This is a genomic window from Acidobacteriota bacterium, assembly GCA_035471785.1.
Taxonomy (GTDB): domain Bacteria; phylum Acidobacteriota; class UBA6911; order RPQK01; family DATIPO01; genus JANQFM01.
The window spans coordinates 15943-33302 of sequence record DATIPQ010000107.1 but is presented as its reverse complement, the minus strand read 5'-3'; the positions used below and the strand labels follow the sequence as shown (position 1 = coordinate 33302).

Annotated in this window: 15 protein-coding genes; 8 read left to right on the top strand and 7 right to left on the bottom strand. The window is 62.9% G+C overall.

Annotated elements, in window-relative coordinates; all coding sequences use genetic code 11:
• Positions 1-11 precede the first annotated feature (11 nt).
• Both VLU25_15845 and VLU25_15840 read left to right on the top strand, forming a co-directional pair.
• Entirely contained in the window at positions 12-1358 is a 1347-nt protein-coding gene (locus tag VLU25_15845; protein HSR69409.1) for a cyclic 2,3-diphosphoglycerate synthase, read from the top strand.
• 140 nt (positions 1359-1498) lie between these two features.
• A complete protein-coding gene (locus VLU25_15840) occupies positions 1499-2014 on the top strand; it encodes a hypothetical protein (protein HSR69408.1) in 516 nt (171 codons plus the stop codon).
• 69 nt (positions 2015-2083) lie between these two features.
• On the opposite strand, the gene VLU25_15835 is transcribed toward VLU25_15840, so the two are convergent.
• The 4 genes from VLU25_15835 to VLU25_15820 all read right to left on the bottom strand — a co-directional run bounded on the left by VLU25_15835 (position 2084) and on the right by VLU25_15820 (position 6409).
• Entirely contained in the window at positions 2084-3424 is a 1341-nt protein-coding gene (locus VLU25_15835) for a phenylacetate--CoA ligase family protein (GenBank protein ID HSR69407.1), read from the bottom strand.
• 38 nt (positions 3425-3462) lie between these two features.
• Positions 3463-4071 (bottom strand): chorismate pyruvate-lyase family protein, encoded by a 609-nt coding sequence (locus tag VLU25_15830; GenBank protein ID HSR69406.1) that lies wholly within the window; start codon positions 4069-4071, stop codon positions 3463-3465.
• Positions 4072-4146: 75 nt separating this feature from the next.
• On the bottom strand, positions 4147-5721 hold the full coding sequence (locus tag VLU25_15825; protein ID HSR69405.1) for an amidohydrolase family protein: 1575 nt from the start codon (positions 5719-5721) through the stop codon (positions 4147-4149).
• A gap of 73 nt (positions 5722-5794) precedes the next feature.
• Entirely contained in the window at positions 5795-6409 is a 615-nt protein-coding gene (locus VLU25_15820; protein ID HSR69404.1) for an inorganic pyrophosphatase, read from the bottom strand.
• Between the two features lie 400 nt (positions 6410-6809).
• Here VLU25_15820 and VLU25_15815 point away from each other — a divergent pair, with 400 nt between their 5' ends.
• Together VLU25_15815 and VLU25_15810 are read left to right on the top strand one after the other, a co-directional pair.
• Entirely contained in the window at positions 6810-8699 is a 1890-nt protein-coding gene (locus VLU25_15815; GenBank protein ID HSR69403.1) for a sodium:proton antiporter, read from the top strand.
• A 142-nt stretch (positions 8700-8841) separates the two neighbouring features.
• Positions 8842-9066, top strand: coding sequence for a hypothetical protein (locus tag VLU25_15810; protein HSR69402.1), 225 nt, complete (start codon positions 8842-8844; stop codon positions 9064-9066).
• 8 nt (positions 9067-9074) lie between these two features.
• On the opposite strand, the gene VLU25_15805 is transcribed toward VLU25_15810, so the two are convergent.
• Positions 9075-10058: a pyridoxal-phosphate dependent enzyme gene (locus VLU25_15805; GenBank protein HSR69401.1), complete on the bottom strand. Its 984-nt coding sequence runs from the start codon at positions 10056-10058 to the stop codon at positions 9075-9077.
• A gap of 95 nt (positions 10059-10153) precedes the next feature.
• Between VLU25_15805 and cysM the strand changes: the two genes are divergently transcribed.
• On the top strand, positions 10154-11110 hold the full coding sequence (gene cysM / locus VLU25_15800) for a cysteine synthase CysM (protein HSR69400.1): 957 nt from the start codon (positions 10154-10156) through the stop codon (positions 11108-11110).
• A 99-nt stretch (positions 11111-11209) separates the two neighbouring features.
• On the top strand, positions 11210-11779 hold the full coding sequence (locus VLU25_15795) for a superoxide dismutase family protein (GenBank protein ID HSR69399.1): 570 nt from the start codon (positions 11210-11212) through the stop codon (positions 11777-11779).
• A gap of 428 nt (positions 11780-12207) precedes the next feature.
• Here VLU25_15795 and VLU25_15790 read toward each other — a convergent pair whose 3' ends face one another.
• Together VLU25_15790 and VLU25_15785 are read right to left on the bottom strand one after the other, a co-directional pair.
• Positions 12208-13629: an aldehyde dehydrogenase family protein gene (locus VLU25_15790; protein ID HSR69398.1), complete on the bottom strand. Its 1422-nt coding sequence runs from the start codon at positions 13627-13629 to the stop codon at positions 12208-12210.
• An 83-nt stretch (positions 13630-13712) separates the two neighbouring features.
• Positions 13713-14822 carry a hypothetical protein gene (locus VLU25_15785; GenBank protein HSR69397.1) on the bottom strand — a complete coding sequence of 370 codons (1110 nt, stop codon included), beginning with the start codon at positions 14820-14822 and terminating at the stop codon, positions 13713-13715.
• A 163-nt stretch (positions 14823-14985) separates the two neighbouring features.
• Here VLU25_15785 and VLU25_15780 point away from each other — a divergent pair, with 163 nt between their 5' ends.
• A complete protein-coding gene (locus VLU25_15780) occupies positions 14986-16134 on the top strand; it encodes an iron-containing alcohol dehydrogenase (GenBank protein ID HSR69396.1) in 1149 nt (382 codons plus the stop codon).
• Positions 16135-16212: 78 nt separating this feature from the next.
• Positions 16213-17355, top strand: coding sequence for a PQQ-binding-like beta-propeller repeat protein (locus VLU25_15775; GenBank protein HSR69395.1), 1143 nt, complete (start codon positions 16213-16215; stop codon positions 17353-17355).
• The last annotated feature ends 5 nt before the right edge of the window (positions 17356-17360 follow it).

Sequence of the window (17360 nt, the reverse complement as noted above, 5' to 3'; positions counted from 1 at the left end):
AGATTAGGAAAATGAAGCCCAAGAAAACCATCATCATCGGCGCCGCAGGGCGCGACTTCCACAACTTCAATACCGTTTACCGCGATGACCCCAGCCACGAAGTCGTGGCCTTCACGGCCACCCAGATTCCCGATATCGACGAACGCAAGTATCCTGCTTCACTGGCCGGACCGCTCTATCCCGACGGCATCCCCATCCATCCTATGGAAGAGCTGGAGGCCCTGATCGAGCGCATGCGGATCGACGTCTGCGTCTTCTCTTACAGCGACATTCACTACGTCGATCTGATGCAGGTCTGCAACCGAGTGGCCTGTGCCGGGGCCGATTTCCAGATCCTGGCTCCACGGCGCGGATTCCTCAAGAGCAGCAAACCGGTTATCAGCGTGGTGGCTGTGCGCACCGGGTGCGGCAAGAGCCAGACCACGCGGCGGCTGGTGCAGATCCTCAAGGACGACATCGGCGTGGAGAGGGTCGTGGCCATCCGTCATCCCATGCCCTACGGAAACCTGGCAGCCCAGGCCGTGCAGCGCTACTCCACCCTGGAGGACCTGAGGAAATTCGAGTGCACCATCGAGGAGATGGAGGAATACGAACCCCACATCGCGGCCGGCAACGTCGTTTACGCCGGCGTCGATTACGAGGCCATTTTGCGCCAAGCCGAGCAGGAAGCCGACCTGATCCTGTGGGACGGAGGCAACAACGACCCCAGCTTCTATGATTCCGACCTGACGGTGACGGTAGCCGATCCGCTGCGCGCCGGACACGAGCTGCTCTACTGGGCCGGCGAGACCAACCTCACGCTGGCCGATGCCGTGGTCATCAACAAATGCGACAGCGCCCAGGCTCAAGACATCGAAACGGTCAAGCGCAATATTCGTTCCCGCAACCCGCAGGCCACCATCATTACCGCCGACAGCCGCCTGAGCCTGGAAGACCCGGAGCAGGTGGAAGGAAAACGCGTACTGGTCATCGAGGACGGTCCTACGCTGACCCATGGCGAGATGAACATCGGCGCCGGAGTGGTGGCGGCTCGCCGCCATCATGCCGCCGAGATCGTCGATCCCCGTCCTTTCGCTCAAGGCAGCATCGCCGAGGCCTTCCGCAAATATCCCAGGCTGGGCGACGTGGTGCCGGCCCTGGGTTACTATGACCGGCAACTGCGCGAATTGGAGAAGACCATCGCCTTGGCCGACTGCGACGTCGTGGTGATTGGCACGCCCATCGACTTGCGCCGGGTGATCCGCATCGACAAGCCCGCCCTCCGCGTGCGTTACGACTTGGCCGAGCACGAACCTTCCCTGCTCAGGGAGATGGTGGCCAAGGTCGCGCGGGGAGCCGAAATCAGCCTCGGCACTTAGCCCCACCCAGGCCCCTGGCAAGTCCGCGGACAAGAGAAAGCCGGAACTTTCGGTTGTGGGATGCGTATTGGACAGAGAATACAAACCCCATCTCATGGGTCGAGGGACGTTCTACCTAGATGACGGAGGAGGATCTGAGAATGCATTGGACCAAGAAACTGCTGGGCGTCGCCCTGAGTGTCACGCTGGTGGCGGGACTACTGATGGCGCATCCCCACATGAGCAAGACCGTAAGCACCAAAGTCAACGGAGTGGACGTGAAGCTGTCGTTCTTCACCGCCCCCGCCAATGATGCCCACTTGGAGGGAATCGAGGACGGCACCTTCAACAAGGCTTTTGCCTCCATCAATTTCGCAGGCGATCTGACCGTGGGCGGCCACACTTTCGCCGCCGGCGACTACCACGTGGGCGCCATCAAGGACGGCGACGACTGGGTCATGGCCCTGCACGAAGGACGCCTGGGCTTCCAGGACGCTCCTGACGCATCCAAGGTCACCAAGCTGGACTCCAACTTCCAGAAGCTCCCTATCCGCGAAGCGCACATCAACTTCGACATCGTGCCTGGAGACGGAGACATGGAAGGCCGCGCGGTTCTGACCTGGACTTTTGGAAACCTGCACTTGGCCGGAGCCATTTCCGACAAGGCCGCCGAGTAACCGCTTTCTGTTGAAAGCTGCAAGCGCCCGCCGCGGATTCCGCGGCGGGCTTTTTTTTGCCCCAGAGCGTTACTCGCGCAGGTCTTTGAAGCGTCGGGCCTTGAGGTCGAAGCGGGGGAGAGAGCCGAAAGGCACCGGAGTGACCGTGGCCCGCAAGCCCAAGGCGTTGCGCAGGTTCTTGGAGAGCTGGGAGGCGACGTCTTCTTCGTCGGCGGAGTCATCAACCTCGATGCGGACCTCCATCTCGTCAAGGCTCTCCCGGCGGGTGACTTCAACCGAGAATTCCCCGATGGCGCCAATGCGCCGCACGATGTTTTCCACCGAAGAGGGATAGATGTTGATGCCTCGTACCAGCAGCACGTCGTCGACGCGTCCGATGATGCCGCCTTCAAGCCGCTGAAAGGTGCGTCCGCAAGGGGAAGGCTGGGAGGCCAGCCGCACCCGGTCGCCGGTGCGGTAACGCAGCACGGGCATTCCGAAGCGCCCCAAATTGGTCAGCACCAACTCCCCATCACTGACGGGCTTGTCGGAATCGGGATCAAGGACCTCGGCCACGAATTCTCGCTCGTTGACGAAGAGGCCGTTCTGAAGCTTCCCCTCGTAGCCCCAGGCTCCCACTTCGGTGGCTCCGGCGTGATCATAGCAGCGGGCCCCCCAGGCCTCTTCGATGCGGGCCCTGGTGGCGGGCAGGCCGGCCCCCGGTTCTCCCGCCTGAATGGTGACACGGATCGAGGAAGAGGGCAGGTCGACCTGTTCCTCGGCGGCCACTTCGGCCAAATGGAGGGCGTAGGTGGGCGTGCACACCAGCACGGTGGCGCGATGGGTGAGCAGCGCCTGCAGCCGCTGGATGGAAGACATGCCGCCCCCCGGAATGGCCAGGGCGTTGAGGTGGCGGGCGCCCTCATGAGCGCTCCAGAACCCGATAAAGGGGCCGAAAGAGAAGGCGAAGAAAATGCGGTCCCGCCGATTCACCCCAGCCGCCTGGTAGACCCGCTGCCAGCAGCGCGCCCACCACTGCCAGCTCTCTTCGGTGTCCAGCCAGCGCAGGGGCTCGCCTTTGGTTCCTGAGGTCTGGTGAACCCGCACGTAGCGGCTCAGCGGATAGGTCAGGTTGGTGCCGTAGGGCGGGTGCTCCTCCTGGTCCGAGGACAGTTCCGACTTGCGGGTGAAGGGCAGGCGGCGATAGTCGTCCCAGGACGACAACTGGCGGGCATCCTCCACTCCGGCTTCTTTCAGTTTGGCCCGGTAGAAGGCGTTGGTGTCGAGAAGCTGAGCCACCCCGGCTTGCAGCATTCGCCACTGACGCTGGGCGATCTCCTCGCGGCTCAGGCCTTCCTCGGCAAGCGGGGCACCGGCGGGCGGCGATTCGAGTTGATCAGGCTTGTGGGGCGGGTTGCGCTTGGGCTTCATATCATTTGCGCCTTCCGTGTTCGAGGGCCGGCATGAGCTCAATGATGATCGGGGAGATCGAGAACACGTGGAAACTTCTCATTGATGGCCATGATGGGCCGTCCGCCGCAGAGTATGCGGTAGGTTCGGCTGACCAACCCGATGGAAGCCAGGGGACGTATGGCCTCGGGCAGCACGTCGGAATACTCGCGGTACTTCCAGAGGATCTCGCGATAGGTTTCCATGCGGGTTTTGCGCATGATGCGTCCCAGCCCCTCCTCGGGGTGCGACAGCTTCTCGCGGGCTTCCGGCGAGAGCCGCTCGGGCAGGATCAGCGAAGAGCCGTATCCGTAAATGCGTCGGCTCTCCCGGCCCCACAGAAGCACCTGGCGGGTGGTGACCTGGCTGCCTGCCTTGGCTTTCAGGATATCGACGTCTTCGGGCAGCTGCAGGCGTCCCTGCCCCAGCTTGAGGACTTCCACCTTTTCCTGGGTATAGGCCTCGATGAAGCGGGTCACCGTTCCGTCGATTTCCATCAGCACCCTGAGAAAGGGGCTGAGGGTGCGGGGATTGATGCGGGCGTCCTCGGGAGGAGGGCGGAACTGGGCGTAAATCTCCTCGCTGGAGGGCTCGAAGCCGTGGAACTGGGAACGCTTGAAGTTGGGCATCCTGGAGCTTGAGCCGGCCGAGGTCACGATTCTTCACACGAAAGCCGGCTCCGAAAGATCCCTTTCCTGCTGCGGTCATTGGCCCGGAGCCACGTCGGCCGAGCGTCCTGGCTGGACGATCTCGCGCCCCTCCTCATCCTTGGCTTTCCGAACAATGGCGCGGACGTCGGCCAGCAGCTCCTTGGCGTCGTATACGATGCCGTCTTTGATGGTGTACTTGACTCCTCCCACGCGCACCGGCCGGTTGTCGTCGTCGACCTTGATGGCGCCCGTGCCGTAGAGCACCTTGAGGTTGGCCAGCGGGTTCTCTTCAACCACCACCAGGTCGGCCAGCTTGCCCGCTTCGACGCTGCCCACCTGATCGTCCACCCCCAGCGCCATGGCGCCGTACAAAGTGGCCGAACGGATGACTTCCAGCGGATGAAAGCCGGCTTCCCTGAGCAACTCCAGTTCGCGGACGTAGCCGAACCCGTAGAGCTTGAAGATGAAGCCCGAGTCGGAGCCGGTGGTCACCAGTCCGCCGCGGTTCTTGTACTCGTTGATGAAGGTCATCCAGAGCTGGTAGTTCTTCTTCCAGGCCACCTCTTCCTCGGTGCCCCAATAGAACCAGTAACTGCCGTGCGATTGGCGGCTGGGCTGGTAGAAGTCCCACAGCGACGGCAGGGTGTATTCCTCGTGCCACTCGGCCCGCCGGGCCCGCATCAGGTCGCGGGAGGCCTCGTAGATGGTCATGGTGGGATCGATGACGAAGCCCAACTCGAGCAGCTCGTTCATGACGGCGTTCCACTTTTCGGAATAAGGCGCGGCGGCCTGCTGCCACAAGCGTCCCGCCTGTCCGAAGCGATGCTGCTCGTTGTTGTAGTTGTAGTCGAGGCGGAAGTCCTGCACGGTGCGGTCGTCGAAGAGGGCCTCGGGCAGGCCGTACCAGTGCTCCATGCAGTCGAGTCCCAGGCGGGCCGCCTCCAACACGTCCACCTGGGCCACCCGCATCTGGTTGAGGTGGGCCGTGGTGCGGATGCCCACCTGGCGGGCCGTCTCCACCGTGGCTTTCATGATGTCGGGACGCAGAGAGGGCAGCTTCAGTCCGTCCGCCCCCTGCTCGGCCACCATCCTGACCCAGGCTTCGGCCTGCTCAGCAGTGGTGACGGGTTCCTCCGCTCCCCTTCCGAACCAGATGTAGGACTCGATGCGGGGAGCGGTAATCTCGTTGGCGGCGCTCTTGGCCTTGTGAGCCAGGGTCCACTCCAGTCCGTTGCCGCTGCCGGGATCGCGGATGGTGGTGATTCCATGGCCCATCCACAGCTTGAAAACGTACTCGGAAGGAGTGCCCTGGGAGCTTCCGCCGATGTGGCCGTGCAGATCGATGAACCCGGGCAGGACATAGTATCCTTCCAGATCGAGTTCGCGGTCCCCTTCCTGCGCTTCGGGGCGCCGGTCGGGGTTGATGGGAAGCCCGGGATAGCCCACGCTGCGGATGCGGGCGATGCGGTTGCCCTCGATGACGATGTCCATGGGGCCGATGGGCGGCGCGCCGGTTCCGTCGATCACTGTCACGCCGCGCAGGATGAGCCGCTCGAAGGGCCCCTCGCCCTCGGCCCGCGGCGGGGCTTCCTCGACGGAACGACGGCCCTGAGCCGCCAGAGCGGACATGAGCGCCGCGATGAGAAACCACCAGACAACCAATGAAACCGTCCTACGCATATCTGCTTTCCTCCCCGGGGCGCTATTCCCCGTACTCTTCGTTGTAGTCCTCCATCGAGGCCCGAATCAGTTCCTCGGCACGAGCCCGGTCGTAGGCTTTCAGGATCTGCACCGGAGACTCTTCGCCCGGCAGCGACTTGTAGGTCAAGAAGTAGTGCTTGAGCCGCTCCACCAGGATGCCTGGAAGATCGCCGATGTCCTCCACCTCCGCCCACAGGTTGTCGCTTTGCAAAATGGCGATGATCTTGTCGTCGGCCTCTTCCTGATCGAGCATTTGCAGTCCGCCGATGACCCGCGCGTTGACGATGACTTCGGAACGGGAAAAGGGCCTTTCGCTGAAGACGCAAATATCCAGGGGATCTCCGTCGCCCCGCTGGGCGCCTTTCATCATCGAGCCTACTCGAGCCCCGCAAAACGTGCGCGGGATGAAGCCGTACAGACTGGGCGGCTGAGAAGAAGTGCGCTGGGGACGGTCAACGCGCAGGTAGCCCGTTTCCTTGTCCAACTCGTACTTGAGCAGATCGAAAGGCGTGATCTCGATGTAGGCCTGAACGACCCGCGGCGCATCGGGCCCCACCTCCAGGCCATGCCAGGGATGAGGGCGCCAGCGGAAGAACGGACGGGGAAACTTGGGCATCGCACAGGCATTCTAGCCGAAGAACGCCCGGCGTCGCCAATCTCCACTTTCTCTCCGGCCGGACGCAATCGTCTAACCAAAATCTATTCCGATTTTGGAAATGATGCCATTAAACTCATGTGATTTTGGCTTGACTCATAATCACTCGTTAATCTATACTGCCGCCGCTCCGATTTGTTCGATAACAGATTGGTGGCTTTGCCTGTGAGCGGGGGAGGTCTGCTCAACAAGGCCTCCTCCGCTCCTCCTCGAGGGGGTCGGAAGAGGCTTTCCTGAATCCGTCAGTCAGGCTGGGCTTCACAATTACACAATTGCCTTCGTACTCACCCCAGACGTTCTGGTAGGATACTTGGCTCAAGCGCGAATCTTTGGATCGCCGAGGCAAGGAGAACTGCAGCTCTTGACCGAGAACGTACTTTTCGGACTGACTCTCATCGTCTTTCTGGGCTTGCTGGCCCAATGGCTGGCTTGGCGCCTTTATCTGCCCTCCATCCTGTTGTTGCTGATTTTCGGCTTTCTGGCCGGGCCTGTAGCCAACCTGATGGACCCGGACGCACTTCTGGGCGAAGCCCTCTTCCCCATCGTCTCCATCTCGGTGGCGCTGATCTTGTTCGAGGGTGGACTGTCGCTGCATCTCTCGGAACTGAGGGACATCCATCATTCAGTGCGCAACCTGCTCACGGTGGGGGCGCTCATCACGTGGTTTCTGACCGCTATGGCGGCTCACTGGGTGGTGGGAATCAGTTGGATTCTCTCCATCTTGCTGGGGGCCGTGTTGGTCGTAACCGGCCCCACCGTGGTGGGTCCCTTGCTGCGCCACGTCCGCCCCGTTGCGCGGGTGGGCTCGATCGCCCGCTGGGAAGGCATACTCATCGACCCGGTGGGGGCCGTGCTGGCCCTGCTGGTCTTCGAGGCCATTCTGGCGGGAGGCGCTGAAGGGGCCACCGGCACGGCCGTCTTTCATTTCTTTCAGACCTTTGGGGTTGGCGTCATCCTGGGGACGGTGGGAGCGGGCTTCATCGTCCTGATGCTGAAGAATTATTGGATCCCCGACTTCCTCCACAACAGCTTCACTCTGGCCGCGGTGGTGAGCGCCTACACGGCTTCCAACCTGATCATGCACGAGTCGGGACTGGTCACCGTCACTCTGATGGGGCTGATCCTGGCCAACCAGCCCTGGACGCCGGTCGAGCACATCATCGCCTTCAAGGAGGATCTGCGCGTCCTGCTCATCTCGGGACTCTTCATCCTCTTGTCTTCGCGCCTCAAGTTGGAGACCCTGGCCGAACTCGGCGTCAGCAGCGTCATCTTCCTGGCCGTCTTGATCCTGCTGGTGCGTCCCCTTTCGGTCTTCGTCTCGCTCTGGCGAACCAAGCTCAACTGGAAGGAAAAGCTCTTTCTCTCCTGGTTGGCTCCCCGCGGAATCGTGGCGGCCGCGGTAGCCTCGATCTTCTCCATCCGCCTGGTGGACGCGGGATTCGCCGAGGCTTCGACGCTGGTTCCGCTGACCTTCATCGTCATCGTGGCCACGGCCGCCATCTACGGACTCACCGCCAAGCCCCTGGCCCGCTACCTGGGAGTGGCTCAGGAGCATCCGCGCGGATTCCTCATCGTAGGCGCCCACCCCTGGGCCCGTCAGGTGGGCAAAGCGCTGCAAGGGCAGGAGTTGCCGGTGCTGCTGGTGGACAGCAACTGGTCCAACGTCTCGGAGGCCCGCAAGATGGGCTTGCGGGCCCACTACGGCAACATCCTTTCCGAGCACATCGAGGACGAGCTTGAATTGGAAGGCGTCGGCAATCTTCTGGCCATGACCGCCAACGACGAGGCCAATTCGCTGGCTTGCCTCCACTTTCGCGAACTCTTCGGACGCTCGGCCGTCTACCAACTCCCCGCCCATCCCAAGGCCAAGTCCCACACCCTCTCCATGCCCAAGCATCTGCGGGGGCGCGTGCTCTTCGACGAGGAGATGACCTACGTCGCTTTGACCCAGCTCTTCAGCGGCCAGGACATGGTGATCAAAGCCACCCGGCTCAGCGAAGAATTCGGGTATGAGGACTACCTGCATCTTTACGGACCGCAGACCACGCCTATGTTCGCCATCCGCGAGGACGGCTCCATCCGCGTCGTCACGGTCGACAACCCCCTCGATCCCCGTCCGGGCTTGACGCTCATCAGCGCCGTTCCCCGAGAAAAGCCCCAGCCCCAAAAAAGCCGTCCCGACCTGCAAGCTCAGGCCAAAGACGAAGCCCGCCGCGAAGTGGAACGGCGCAAGCGGGAAGCCTCCGAATAGCGGCAACTCGACTGCGGGGTCCAGCCCGGAGTTCCTCTTGACCGATTCCGTCCACTTGCTTATCATGCTAAAAAACTGCATTGTTTTTTGTTTTATCAAGATTTGCCCAGATCCCCATGTCGGGGACTGAAGGGAGGCTTACGTGCTTGTAAGAACAGGGCGTTTCGTTTTGATTCTGGGACTCTGCGCCATAGTGCTGTTCGGTTTCGGCTCGGCCTGGGCCGGGCAAACCTACACCGTCAAGGTCAATTCGCTGGCCGCCTGCGTTCCCATCGCCACCGCCTTGTGCGCGCCTCAATCCTGGATCATCGAGTACAACCCGATCACCAAGATTTGCACCATCACCTGCGACGACGAGCCCGTGTGAAGACCTGCTCAGGTCAAAAGGCGGCACAGCGTGGGAGGATCGACGTTTCCCCCCGAAAGGATCACGCCCACCTTGAGTCCCTCGGGGCCCACCCGCTTCTGCAGGACGGCCGCGGGAGCCACCGCCCCAGTGGGCTCGACCAGGATCTTCATGCGCGTCAGAAGCAGGCGCAGCGCATCCATCACCTCGACTTCGCTGACCAGCAGGACCTCCTTGATGAGGTGGCGGACGGCGAAGGTCAGCTTTCCGGGCTTGGTGGTGCGCATGCCGTCGGCGATGGTGTCGGGAGGAGGGATCTCGATGCGCCGTCCGGCCCTCACCGAGCGCCACCAGTCGTTGCTGGCGGCCGTCTCCACGCCGTAGATGCCGATGTCGGGACGCAATCCCTTGGCCGCCGTGGCGCAACCGCTCAAGAGTCCGCCTCCGCCGATGGGCGTCACCAGCACGTCCAAGTCGGGGACTTCCTCCAGCAGTTCCAGGCCGGCTGTGCCCTGTCCCGCCATGATGTGAGGATGATCGTAGGGAGGGACCAGGGCTGCCCCCTTTTCTCGAGCCAGTTCCCGGGCGATGGCCGCCCTGTCGTCCTTGAGCCGGTCGTAGTAGCGGATCTCGGCGCCGTAATCCTGGGTCGCGCTCAACTTGCTCTGGGGCGCGTCGGTGGGCATGACGATCGTGGCCGGGATGTCCAGCAAGCGCGCCGAATAGGCCACCCCTTGCGCATGGTTGCCGGAGGAGTAAGCCACCGCGCCGGCCTTGCGCTCTTCCTCGCTGAGTTGGGAAAGCGTGTTGTAGGCTCCGCGGAACTTAAAGGCGCCTCCCCGCTGCAGGTTCTCGCACTTGAAGAAGACCTTGTATCCGCTCAGGCGGTCAAAAGTGCGGGAGGTGATGACGGGAGTCTTGTGTGCGACACCCGCCAGCCGGCCCGCTGCTTCACGCACGTCGTCGAAGGTGATCGGCAGCTCTTCGTAAGGTCCCAGCATGACGCGGCACATGATATCTGCATTAGGCGTCTCCTGCTTTCCGCCTCTCGAACGGGGCCTCCAGTCGCTTTGCTATACTGGAACAAGTTGACACACGCGAGGTGACTATGTCATTAGCTGATGCGACGGCAGAGCGCGAGGGAAGCGGGCCGGGCAGCGATGCGCGGCTGGTTTCCCGCCCCCCCCAACTGGCCGACTTGGTCGGCAACACCCCCCTGGTGCAGTTGGGACGCCTGTGTGGCAAGCCCGGCGTGCAGCTTTTCGGAAAGCTGGAGGGCGACAATCCAGGCGGCAGCGTCAAAGACCGGGCGGCCCTGTGGATGATCAGGGGCGCCGAAAAGCGCGGACTGCTCAAACCCGGCGTCAAGCTCATCGAGCCCACCAGCGGCAATACCGGAATCGCCTTGGCCATGATCGCCACTACCTTGGGCTATGAGATCGAGCTGGTGATGCCTGACAACTCCACCGCCGAACGCACCGACACCATGCGGGCACTGGGAGCCGAGGTGGTGCTGACCCCGGCCGACGAATCCATGATGGGATCCATCGACCTGGCCCGCCAGAAGGTGGAAGAGGGCGGCTACCTGATGCTCGATCAGTTCTCCAATCCCGACAATCCCCGCGCTCACTATGAAAGCACCGGGCCCGAGATCTGGCGTGACACCGAGCACAAGATCACTCACTTCGTCTCCTCCATGGGAACCACCGGCACCATCATGGGCACGTCGCGCTATCTGAAAGAAAAAAGCCCCGACATCCAGATCTGCGGAGTGCACCCGGCCGAAGGGGCCCAAATCCCCGGCATCCGCAAGTGGGAAGAGCCCTATGTCCCCAAGATCCACCAGCCTGAACGCGTCGACCGCATGCTCTATGTCAGCGAGGACGAGGCCAACGCGATGGCCCGGCGGCTGGCGCGCGAAGAAGGCGTCTTTGCGGGAATGAGTTCCGGAGGAGCGGTCCACGCCGCGCTGGAGGTGTGCGAGGAACTGGAGCATGGCGTGGTGGTCGTGATTATCTGCGACCGGGGCGACCGCTATCTCTCTTCGCCCCTCTTCAAAGACTGAGAAGGCCTACCCCGTCTTTGCAGGCCCCCCGTCGATCTCCCTATAATGGTGATTCTGAAGGATTTTCGAATCTAGACCTTTCACGAGGAGAAGCCTAAAGTGTTAAAGAAACTATCGATTCTCAGCATTCTGGTGCTCTTGTTGGCCGCTTGCGGCGGCGAGGCGCCAGCCGACGAACCTGAACCTGCCGCCGAAGAGCAGGCCGAGGAAATGCCTCCGGCGACCGCCGTGGCCCAACTCGCGCCCACCGAGGGCAACCAGGTTTCCGGCACCGTCAACTTCGAGCAAACCGACGGCGGGGTCCACGTCACCGGTCAAATCACCGGACTGAAGCCCGAAACCGCGCACGGATTCCACGTCCACGAGACCGGCGATTGCAGCGCCCCCGACGGGACCAGCGCCGGCGGACACTTCAATCCCTTCGACACCCCCCACGGCGGACCTGACAGCGCCGAGCATCATGTGGGCGATCTGGGCAACATCACCTCCGACGCCGAAGGCAACGTCAATCTCGACCTGACCTTCGATTTCTTGTCGCTGGAGGAAGGCGCCCAGAACTCCATCCTGGGCCGCGGGCTGATTGTCCATGCCGGTGAGGACGACCTGACCAGCCAGCCCACCGGAGACGCCGGCGCCCGCCTGGCCTGCGCCGTCATCACGGCCCAATAGCCCGGGGGGCAACGCCCAACTCCCAATAACCAACTCCCAACAACTCCCAAACGGAGGGAATTGGGAGTTGGGAATGGGTTGTTGAGAGTTCGACCGCAGGTCGCTGATCGTGGAGAACCACTGGCACACGGCGATAGGCCGACAGTTCGCTGGAGATCCAGATGATCCGGCCAGCCAAAGACTAATCGCTGCAGCGACTGTCCCTTGGTTCTCGGGGGCTTAGTGGCAGCGTAGAGCTGGCGGTCATAAGTTCTGAGCCAGGGGCCTCCCTTCTTGTCCCTGACAGGGACAGATTCGCCAGCCCAGGGTCAGCCGCGGCGAGCGCCGGCGAGACGGCGGCGCCACCCTGGGTTTCAGACTGCAAAAGTCTGAACGCTGAAAGCGTGGGATAACGCGGCAGGGTGGCTCAAAACTTCTGACGCACCGCACTAGCCTGCCACCTGGAAGGCCCGGTTGCGGAAGAGGAAATCGACCAGGTTGCCCTCGTGGGGCTGCAGCCAGTTAAGCTTGATGGTGGGGATGGGACCCAGGTTGAGGCGGTCGATATGGGTGCAGTCGAGCAGTTGGCGGCGCCATTGCTCGTCTTGGCTGATGGCGGTGCAGACCAGGGTTTCGCTGATCTGATCGAGCATCTTCTCCTGAGGACACTCCACCACGCTGACGAAGGGGAACATGAACTCGGTGTTGGCCAGCGAGGGCTCAGGCGAGGTGCAGTGCAGCACCGTGGGACGCAGATAGGCGCAGCGCTCTTGCTTGACCAGGCGATCTCCCTCCCGGTAGCGGGCCGTGACTTCCTCTACGCCCTCTTCTCCCAACTGATCTTCGATCATCTGGTTCACGGCTTCGGCTTGTTCCACCACGGTAAAAGCGGCCAGCTTGGCCTCTGGATCGGTGGGGTCCGCCGGAGCCACGGGAGCCAGGCGCTCAGCCAGAGCCCGGGCGATTTCGCGTCCATGGCGGGGCACCCAGATTCCCGAGCAGGAGATGCAACTGCGGCCTGAATTGACCAGGACGCTGTCGGCCATCAGGTCGAGGTGATCGCGCCACTGGTCGACCTGATCCTCACCTATCAGGATCTTGCTGAAGCCGGGGCCGTGCACCTGCACGCCGGGATTGCCGCGGTACTGGTCGACGGTGGGCTTGCCTCCGAAGATGAGGGTGCGGGGGCTGTTCTGCAGCACGGCCGCCCCCACCTCGGCGCCGCCCGGATAAAGCGAGATGGCCTCGCGTGGAACCCCGGCTTGAAAGAAAGCCTCGCTCATGCGGTAGGGAGTCCAGGGCTCTTGCGGGCCGGGCTTGAAGACCAGTCCGATCTGCAAGGGAATGACGGGCAGCCACAAGCCGTGCACGCCGGGCGAGTTGGAGGGCAGAACCATGCTCAAAACCGGCGTGGTGGCCTGGTAGGAGCGCATCACTCCGTCTTCCTCCCCGTAGCCGCGGCTGAAGATTTCAGGGTCGAGCCCGCGGGTCAGCGAGCGCAGGATCTCTTCCAGGCGGGTGAGAACGAAGTGGAGTTTCTCCATGTTGGCGCGGCACATGGCTTCGGGGAGCCCCGTGGTGGCCGACTGATACTTGACGAAGTCGTCGGGAGTCTGAGTGCCGTCCCCAGCCGGAAGTTCGGCTTCCATGAAGGCCTCGGCCGCCTGGCCGACCATCTTCAGCAGCTCTTTGTGGGGGATGCGCCGCAGGGCCTCACGGGCCCGGGCGGCCTGACGCATGTCGCGCTTGATGAGTCCGGGGTTGGCCTGGGAGACTTCGGCCAGCGGCTCTCCAGTAGCGAAGTGGACCACCTTGTCCACCTCCAGACTCTTGTACGGTTTTCCCCAACGCAATATCGGAAAGTGAATCACGGTCTGGCTCCTTTCGGCCGTCTGCAGTCAATACGCAGCGAGGAGGCTGCGGTTCCCGGAGCAGGCCCGGTCAATAGACACCCTCAATAGACGCCCACGGTGGTGCTGGAGGCGAATCCGCGGAAAGGACGCACGCCGCTGACCCCGTCCCAGGGATAGGCCTCGCAGGGCGGCTCTCTCTCTCCTTCGTCGCGTTCCAGAAAGCGCGGCATGAAGAACTCCTTGGTCAAGGTGGTCAAGGCCACGCGGCCGGTCTCGCCGTAACCGACGTCCTTGTCGTGATCGTCCAGATCGACCACCCGCAGGACGGCCCTGGGCTGGGGGGCGTGATAGGTGATCTTGTACTCATCGGCGGGATCGAAGGGCTTGGACGCCGCCAGTCCCATCAAGGTGTTGCCGTAGGTCGGCGTCATGTAAACGCCGTCCAGCAATTCTTCGCTGGCGAAACGGTACCATTGGGGCGTGAACTCCGTGCCGCCTGAGAAGATGCCGGTGATGCCCGCCTCGCGGATGCTCGATCCTTCGTCCTCCAGCCGCATGGCCAGAGCCTCCAGCAACTTGGGCGTGGTGAACATGCAGCGGATGTCGTGATTGGCCGAAAGGATGGTGACGGCCTGGTCGATGACGTGCTCCTGGTAGGCCTGCAAGTGCTCGTGCCATCCTTTTTTGATGAGCTTGATGACCCAGCGGGGATCGAGATCGACGCAAAAGCAGATGCCGCCGCGGTGCTGGCACAGGTGCTCCACCGCCAGACGCAGCCGGCGAGGACCCGAGGGGCCCAGCATGAGCCAGTTGGCGCCCTTGGGAAAATGCTCCTCGGGCAGCGACTCGGAGAAGAGTTCGTAATCGATGCGGAAGTCTTCGATGTTGACGCGCGTCTTAGGAATACCGGTGGTGCCGCCGGTTTCGAAAACGAAGGTGGGCCGTCCGCGGTAGGCCTTGGGAATCCAGCGTTCCACCGGCCCGCCGCGCAGCCACTCGTCCTGGAAGTCGCCGAAACGGCCCAGATCCTGGAAGGAGGCGATCTCCTTGCGGGGATCCCAGCCGGCCTTCCCGGCCCACTCGAGCCAGAAGGGACATCCGGTCTCGGGAGTAAAATGCCACTCCACCATTTCGCGCACATGCTGGTCGAGTCGCCGGCGGGCAGCTTGGGCCTTGGATTCCAGTTCTTTGCTCATGGTATCGGTCGACATGCTCGTTTCCAGTCCTCCAGAGGTGGGTGGATTGTAGAACGCCCTTCGGAGAATGGTCAACCGACTGAGAGCGGAGCCAAAGAGTTCTGCCTCGCTGGGAAACTTAGGCGCGAAATCTGCGTATATAGTGACTGAGCTGGATTGGAAGAGTCGCGGGATTCCTATGCGAGAATTCGACTATGATCCGACGACCCGGGTGGTCTTCGGAGAGAACTCACTGGATCGTCTCGGGCAGCTTGCCTCTGATTTGGGAGGCCATCGGGTGCTGCTGGTGACCGATCCCGGCATCGTTCGCGCCGGCCATGTGGAGCGGGCCCGCCAGGCGCTGCGCGAAGCCGGCTTGGAGTGCATCGTCTTCGACGCCGTCGTGGAGAATCCTACCACCACGGTTGTGGAGCGGGGACGCGACTTCGCTCTGGACGAGGGCGGCATTGACTTCATCGTCGGATTGGGCGGCGGAAGCTCGATGGACGCTGCCAAGGGCGTCAACTTTCTGCTCACCAACGGCGGACGGATGGAGGACTACTGGGGCATCAACAAGGCCAAGAGGCCCATGCTGCCTTCCATCGGCGTTCCCACCACCGCCGGAACCGGCAGCGAGGCTCAATCCTTTGCCTTGATCTCCCAGCCCGACACCCATGAGAAGATGGCCTGCGGCGACCGCAAGGCCCGTTTCCGGGCCGTCATTCTCGATCCGGTGCTGACCGCCTCCATGCCCGCCGACGTGGCCTCGGTGACGGCCATGGACGCCATCTCCCATGCCGTCGAAAGCTACGTCAGCTCCAAGAGCAACCACGTCTCGCGCATGTTCGCGCGGGAGGCCTGGAGGCTGCTGGAGAGCAACTTCTCGCTTTCGCTGCACGTTCCTCAGGACATGGAAGCCCGGGGACGCATGCTGCTGGGCGCCCACTGGGCGGGAGCCGCCATCGAAAATTCCATGCTGGGGGCCGCTCACGCCTGCGCCAATCCGCTGACGGCCCACTTCGACGTCACCCACGGGGTCGCGGTCTCGCTGATGCTGCCTCACGTGGTGCGCTACAACGCCTCGGTGGCCGGAAACGAATACCACGAGCTGGTCACCGCCGCCGGAACCCCCAACGGCGGACCCGAGTCCAGCGCCGACACGCTCAGCGAGCGGCTGGCAGCCCTGCGTTCGCTGGCCCGCTTGCCCTCGAGGTTGCGCGAGGTCAACGTGGGTCGGGATGCCTTCCCGGCCTTGGCCGAGGACGCAGCCCGCCAATGGACGGGCACCTTCAACCCGCGGCGGCTGGGCGTTCAGGACGCCATGGAACTCTACGAACGCGCCTTTTGAGACGAGCGCCAGATCCCCCAAAAGAGAAACTATGACATTCGACTCGCATCGATAAATGTTTGAGGAGCGAGGGAAAAGATGGAAAAAGTCAAGACCGTGTTGGGCCGGTCCCTGGGGCTGGTCTGGATGGCGCTCCTGGCGGCTGCAGTCGCCGCGCCCCTCGACTCGGCCCAGGACTGGAACCAGTGGCGCGGGGGAGCCCAGCAGCGCGGACTGGCCGCCGACACGCTTCCCGCAAACCTTCAGCCTCAGTGGAAATTCGAGATCCCCGTGGGCATCGAGTCCAGCGCCGCCATCGTCGACGGCACCGTCTACGTGGGCGGATTGGACGGGCACCTCTACGCCCTCAACCTCTCCGACGGCAAGCTGAAGTGGAAGTACGACGCCGGCGAAGAGATCAAGTCCTCTCCCGCCGTCCGCCACGGGACCGTTTACATAGGCGACGAGTTGGGCAACTTCCACGCCGTCGACGCCCGCAGCGGCCAAGCCCGCTGGGTCTACGAGACCAACGGGCCCGTCACCTCCTCGGCCAACTTTTTTGGCGAGTGGGTGCTCTTCGGCTCCTACGACAACAACCTCTACTGCCTCAAGACTTCGGACGGCAGCCTGGTTTGGAAGCTTGAAACGGCCGGCTACGTGCACGCCACGCCCGCCATCGTGGGCGATTACGTGACCGTGGCCGGATGCGACGCCACCTTCAGGCTGGTTCGAATCTCAGACGGCCGGCAAGTCGCTCTCTTCGAGCTTGCGGGCTATGTGGCTTCCTCCCCGGCCATCGTCGGCCGGCACGCCTACTTCGGGAACTTCGAGTCTCAGGTCACGTCATTGGACCTGAGCGATCCGGCCCACCCCAAAGAGGAGTGGACCTACAAGCATCCACGCCGAGAATTCCCCTACTTCTCTTCGCCGGCGGTGACCGATGAACTGGTGCTGATCGGGGGACGCGACAAGATGCTGCACGCTATCGACCGCAAGAGCGGAGAAGGGCGCTGGACCTTCACTACTCGGGCCCGGGTGGAATCCTCGCCCGTGGTTTCGGGACAGCGGGTTTTCTTCGGGGCGGGCAGCGGCGAGGTCTTCGGCCTCAACCTGGCGGACGGCTCGGTGGCCTGGCAATTCGACAGCGGATCGGGCTTCACTGCCGCACCCGCCATCGCTCAGGGACACCTGGTGATCGGCACGTTGGACGGCGAACTCCTCTGCTTCGGAGGGCCGAAATAGGAGCA

Bases quoted from the DNA above. Each gene is read 5' to 3' on its own strand.
- VLU25_15805 (HSR69401.1), bottom strand. From the start codon at position 10,058: ATGTGCCGCGTCATGCTGGGACCTTACGAAGAGCTGCCGATCACCTTC.
- VLU25_15845 (HSR69409.1), top strand. From the start codon at position 12: ATGAAGCCCAAGAAAACCATCATCATCGGCGCCGCAGGGCGCGACTTC.
- VLU25_15780 (HSR69396.1), top strand. From the start codon at position 14,986: ATGCGAGAATTCGACTATGATCCGACGACCCGGGTGGTCTTCGGAGAG.
- cysM (HSR69400.1), top strand. From the start codon at position 10,154: ATGTCATTAGCTGATGCGACGGCAGAGCGCGAGGGAAGCGGGCCGGGC.
- VLU25_15775 (HSR69395.1), top strand. From the start codon at position 16,213: ATGGAAAAAGTCAAGACCGTGTTGGGCCGGTCCCTGGGGCTGGTCTGG.
- VLU25_15785 (HSR69397.1), bottom strand. From the start codon at position 14,822: ATGTCGACCGATACCATGAGCAAAGAACTGGAATCCAAGGCCCAAGCT.
- VLU25_15820 (HSR69404.1), bottom strand. From the start codon at position 6,409: ATGCCCAAGTTTCCCCGTCCGTTCTTCCGCTGGCGCCCTCATCCCTGG.
- VLU25_15830 (HSR69406.1), bottom strand. From the start codon at position 4,071: ATGCCCAACTTCAAGCGTTCCCAGTTCCACGGCTTCGAGCCCTCCAGC.
- VLU25_15840 (HSR69408.1), top strand. From the start codon at position 1,499: ATGCATTGGACCAAGAAACTGCTGGGCGTCGCCCTGAGTGTCACGCTG.
- VLU25_15835 (HSR69407.1), bottom strand. From the start codon at position 3,424: ATGAAGCCCAAGCGCAACCCGCCCCACAAGCCTGATCAACTCGAATCG.
- VLU25_15825 (HSR69405.1), bottom strand. From the start codon at position 5,721: ATGTCCGCTCTGGCGGCTCAGGGCCGTCGTTCCGTCGAGGAAGCCCCG.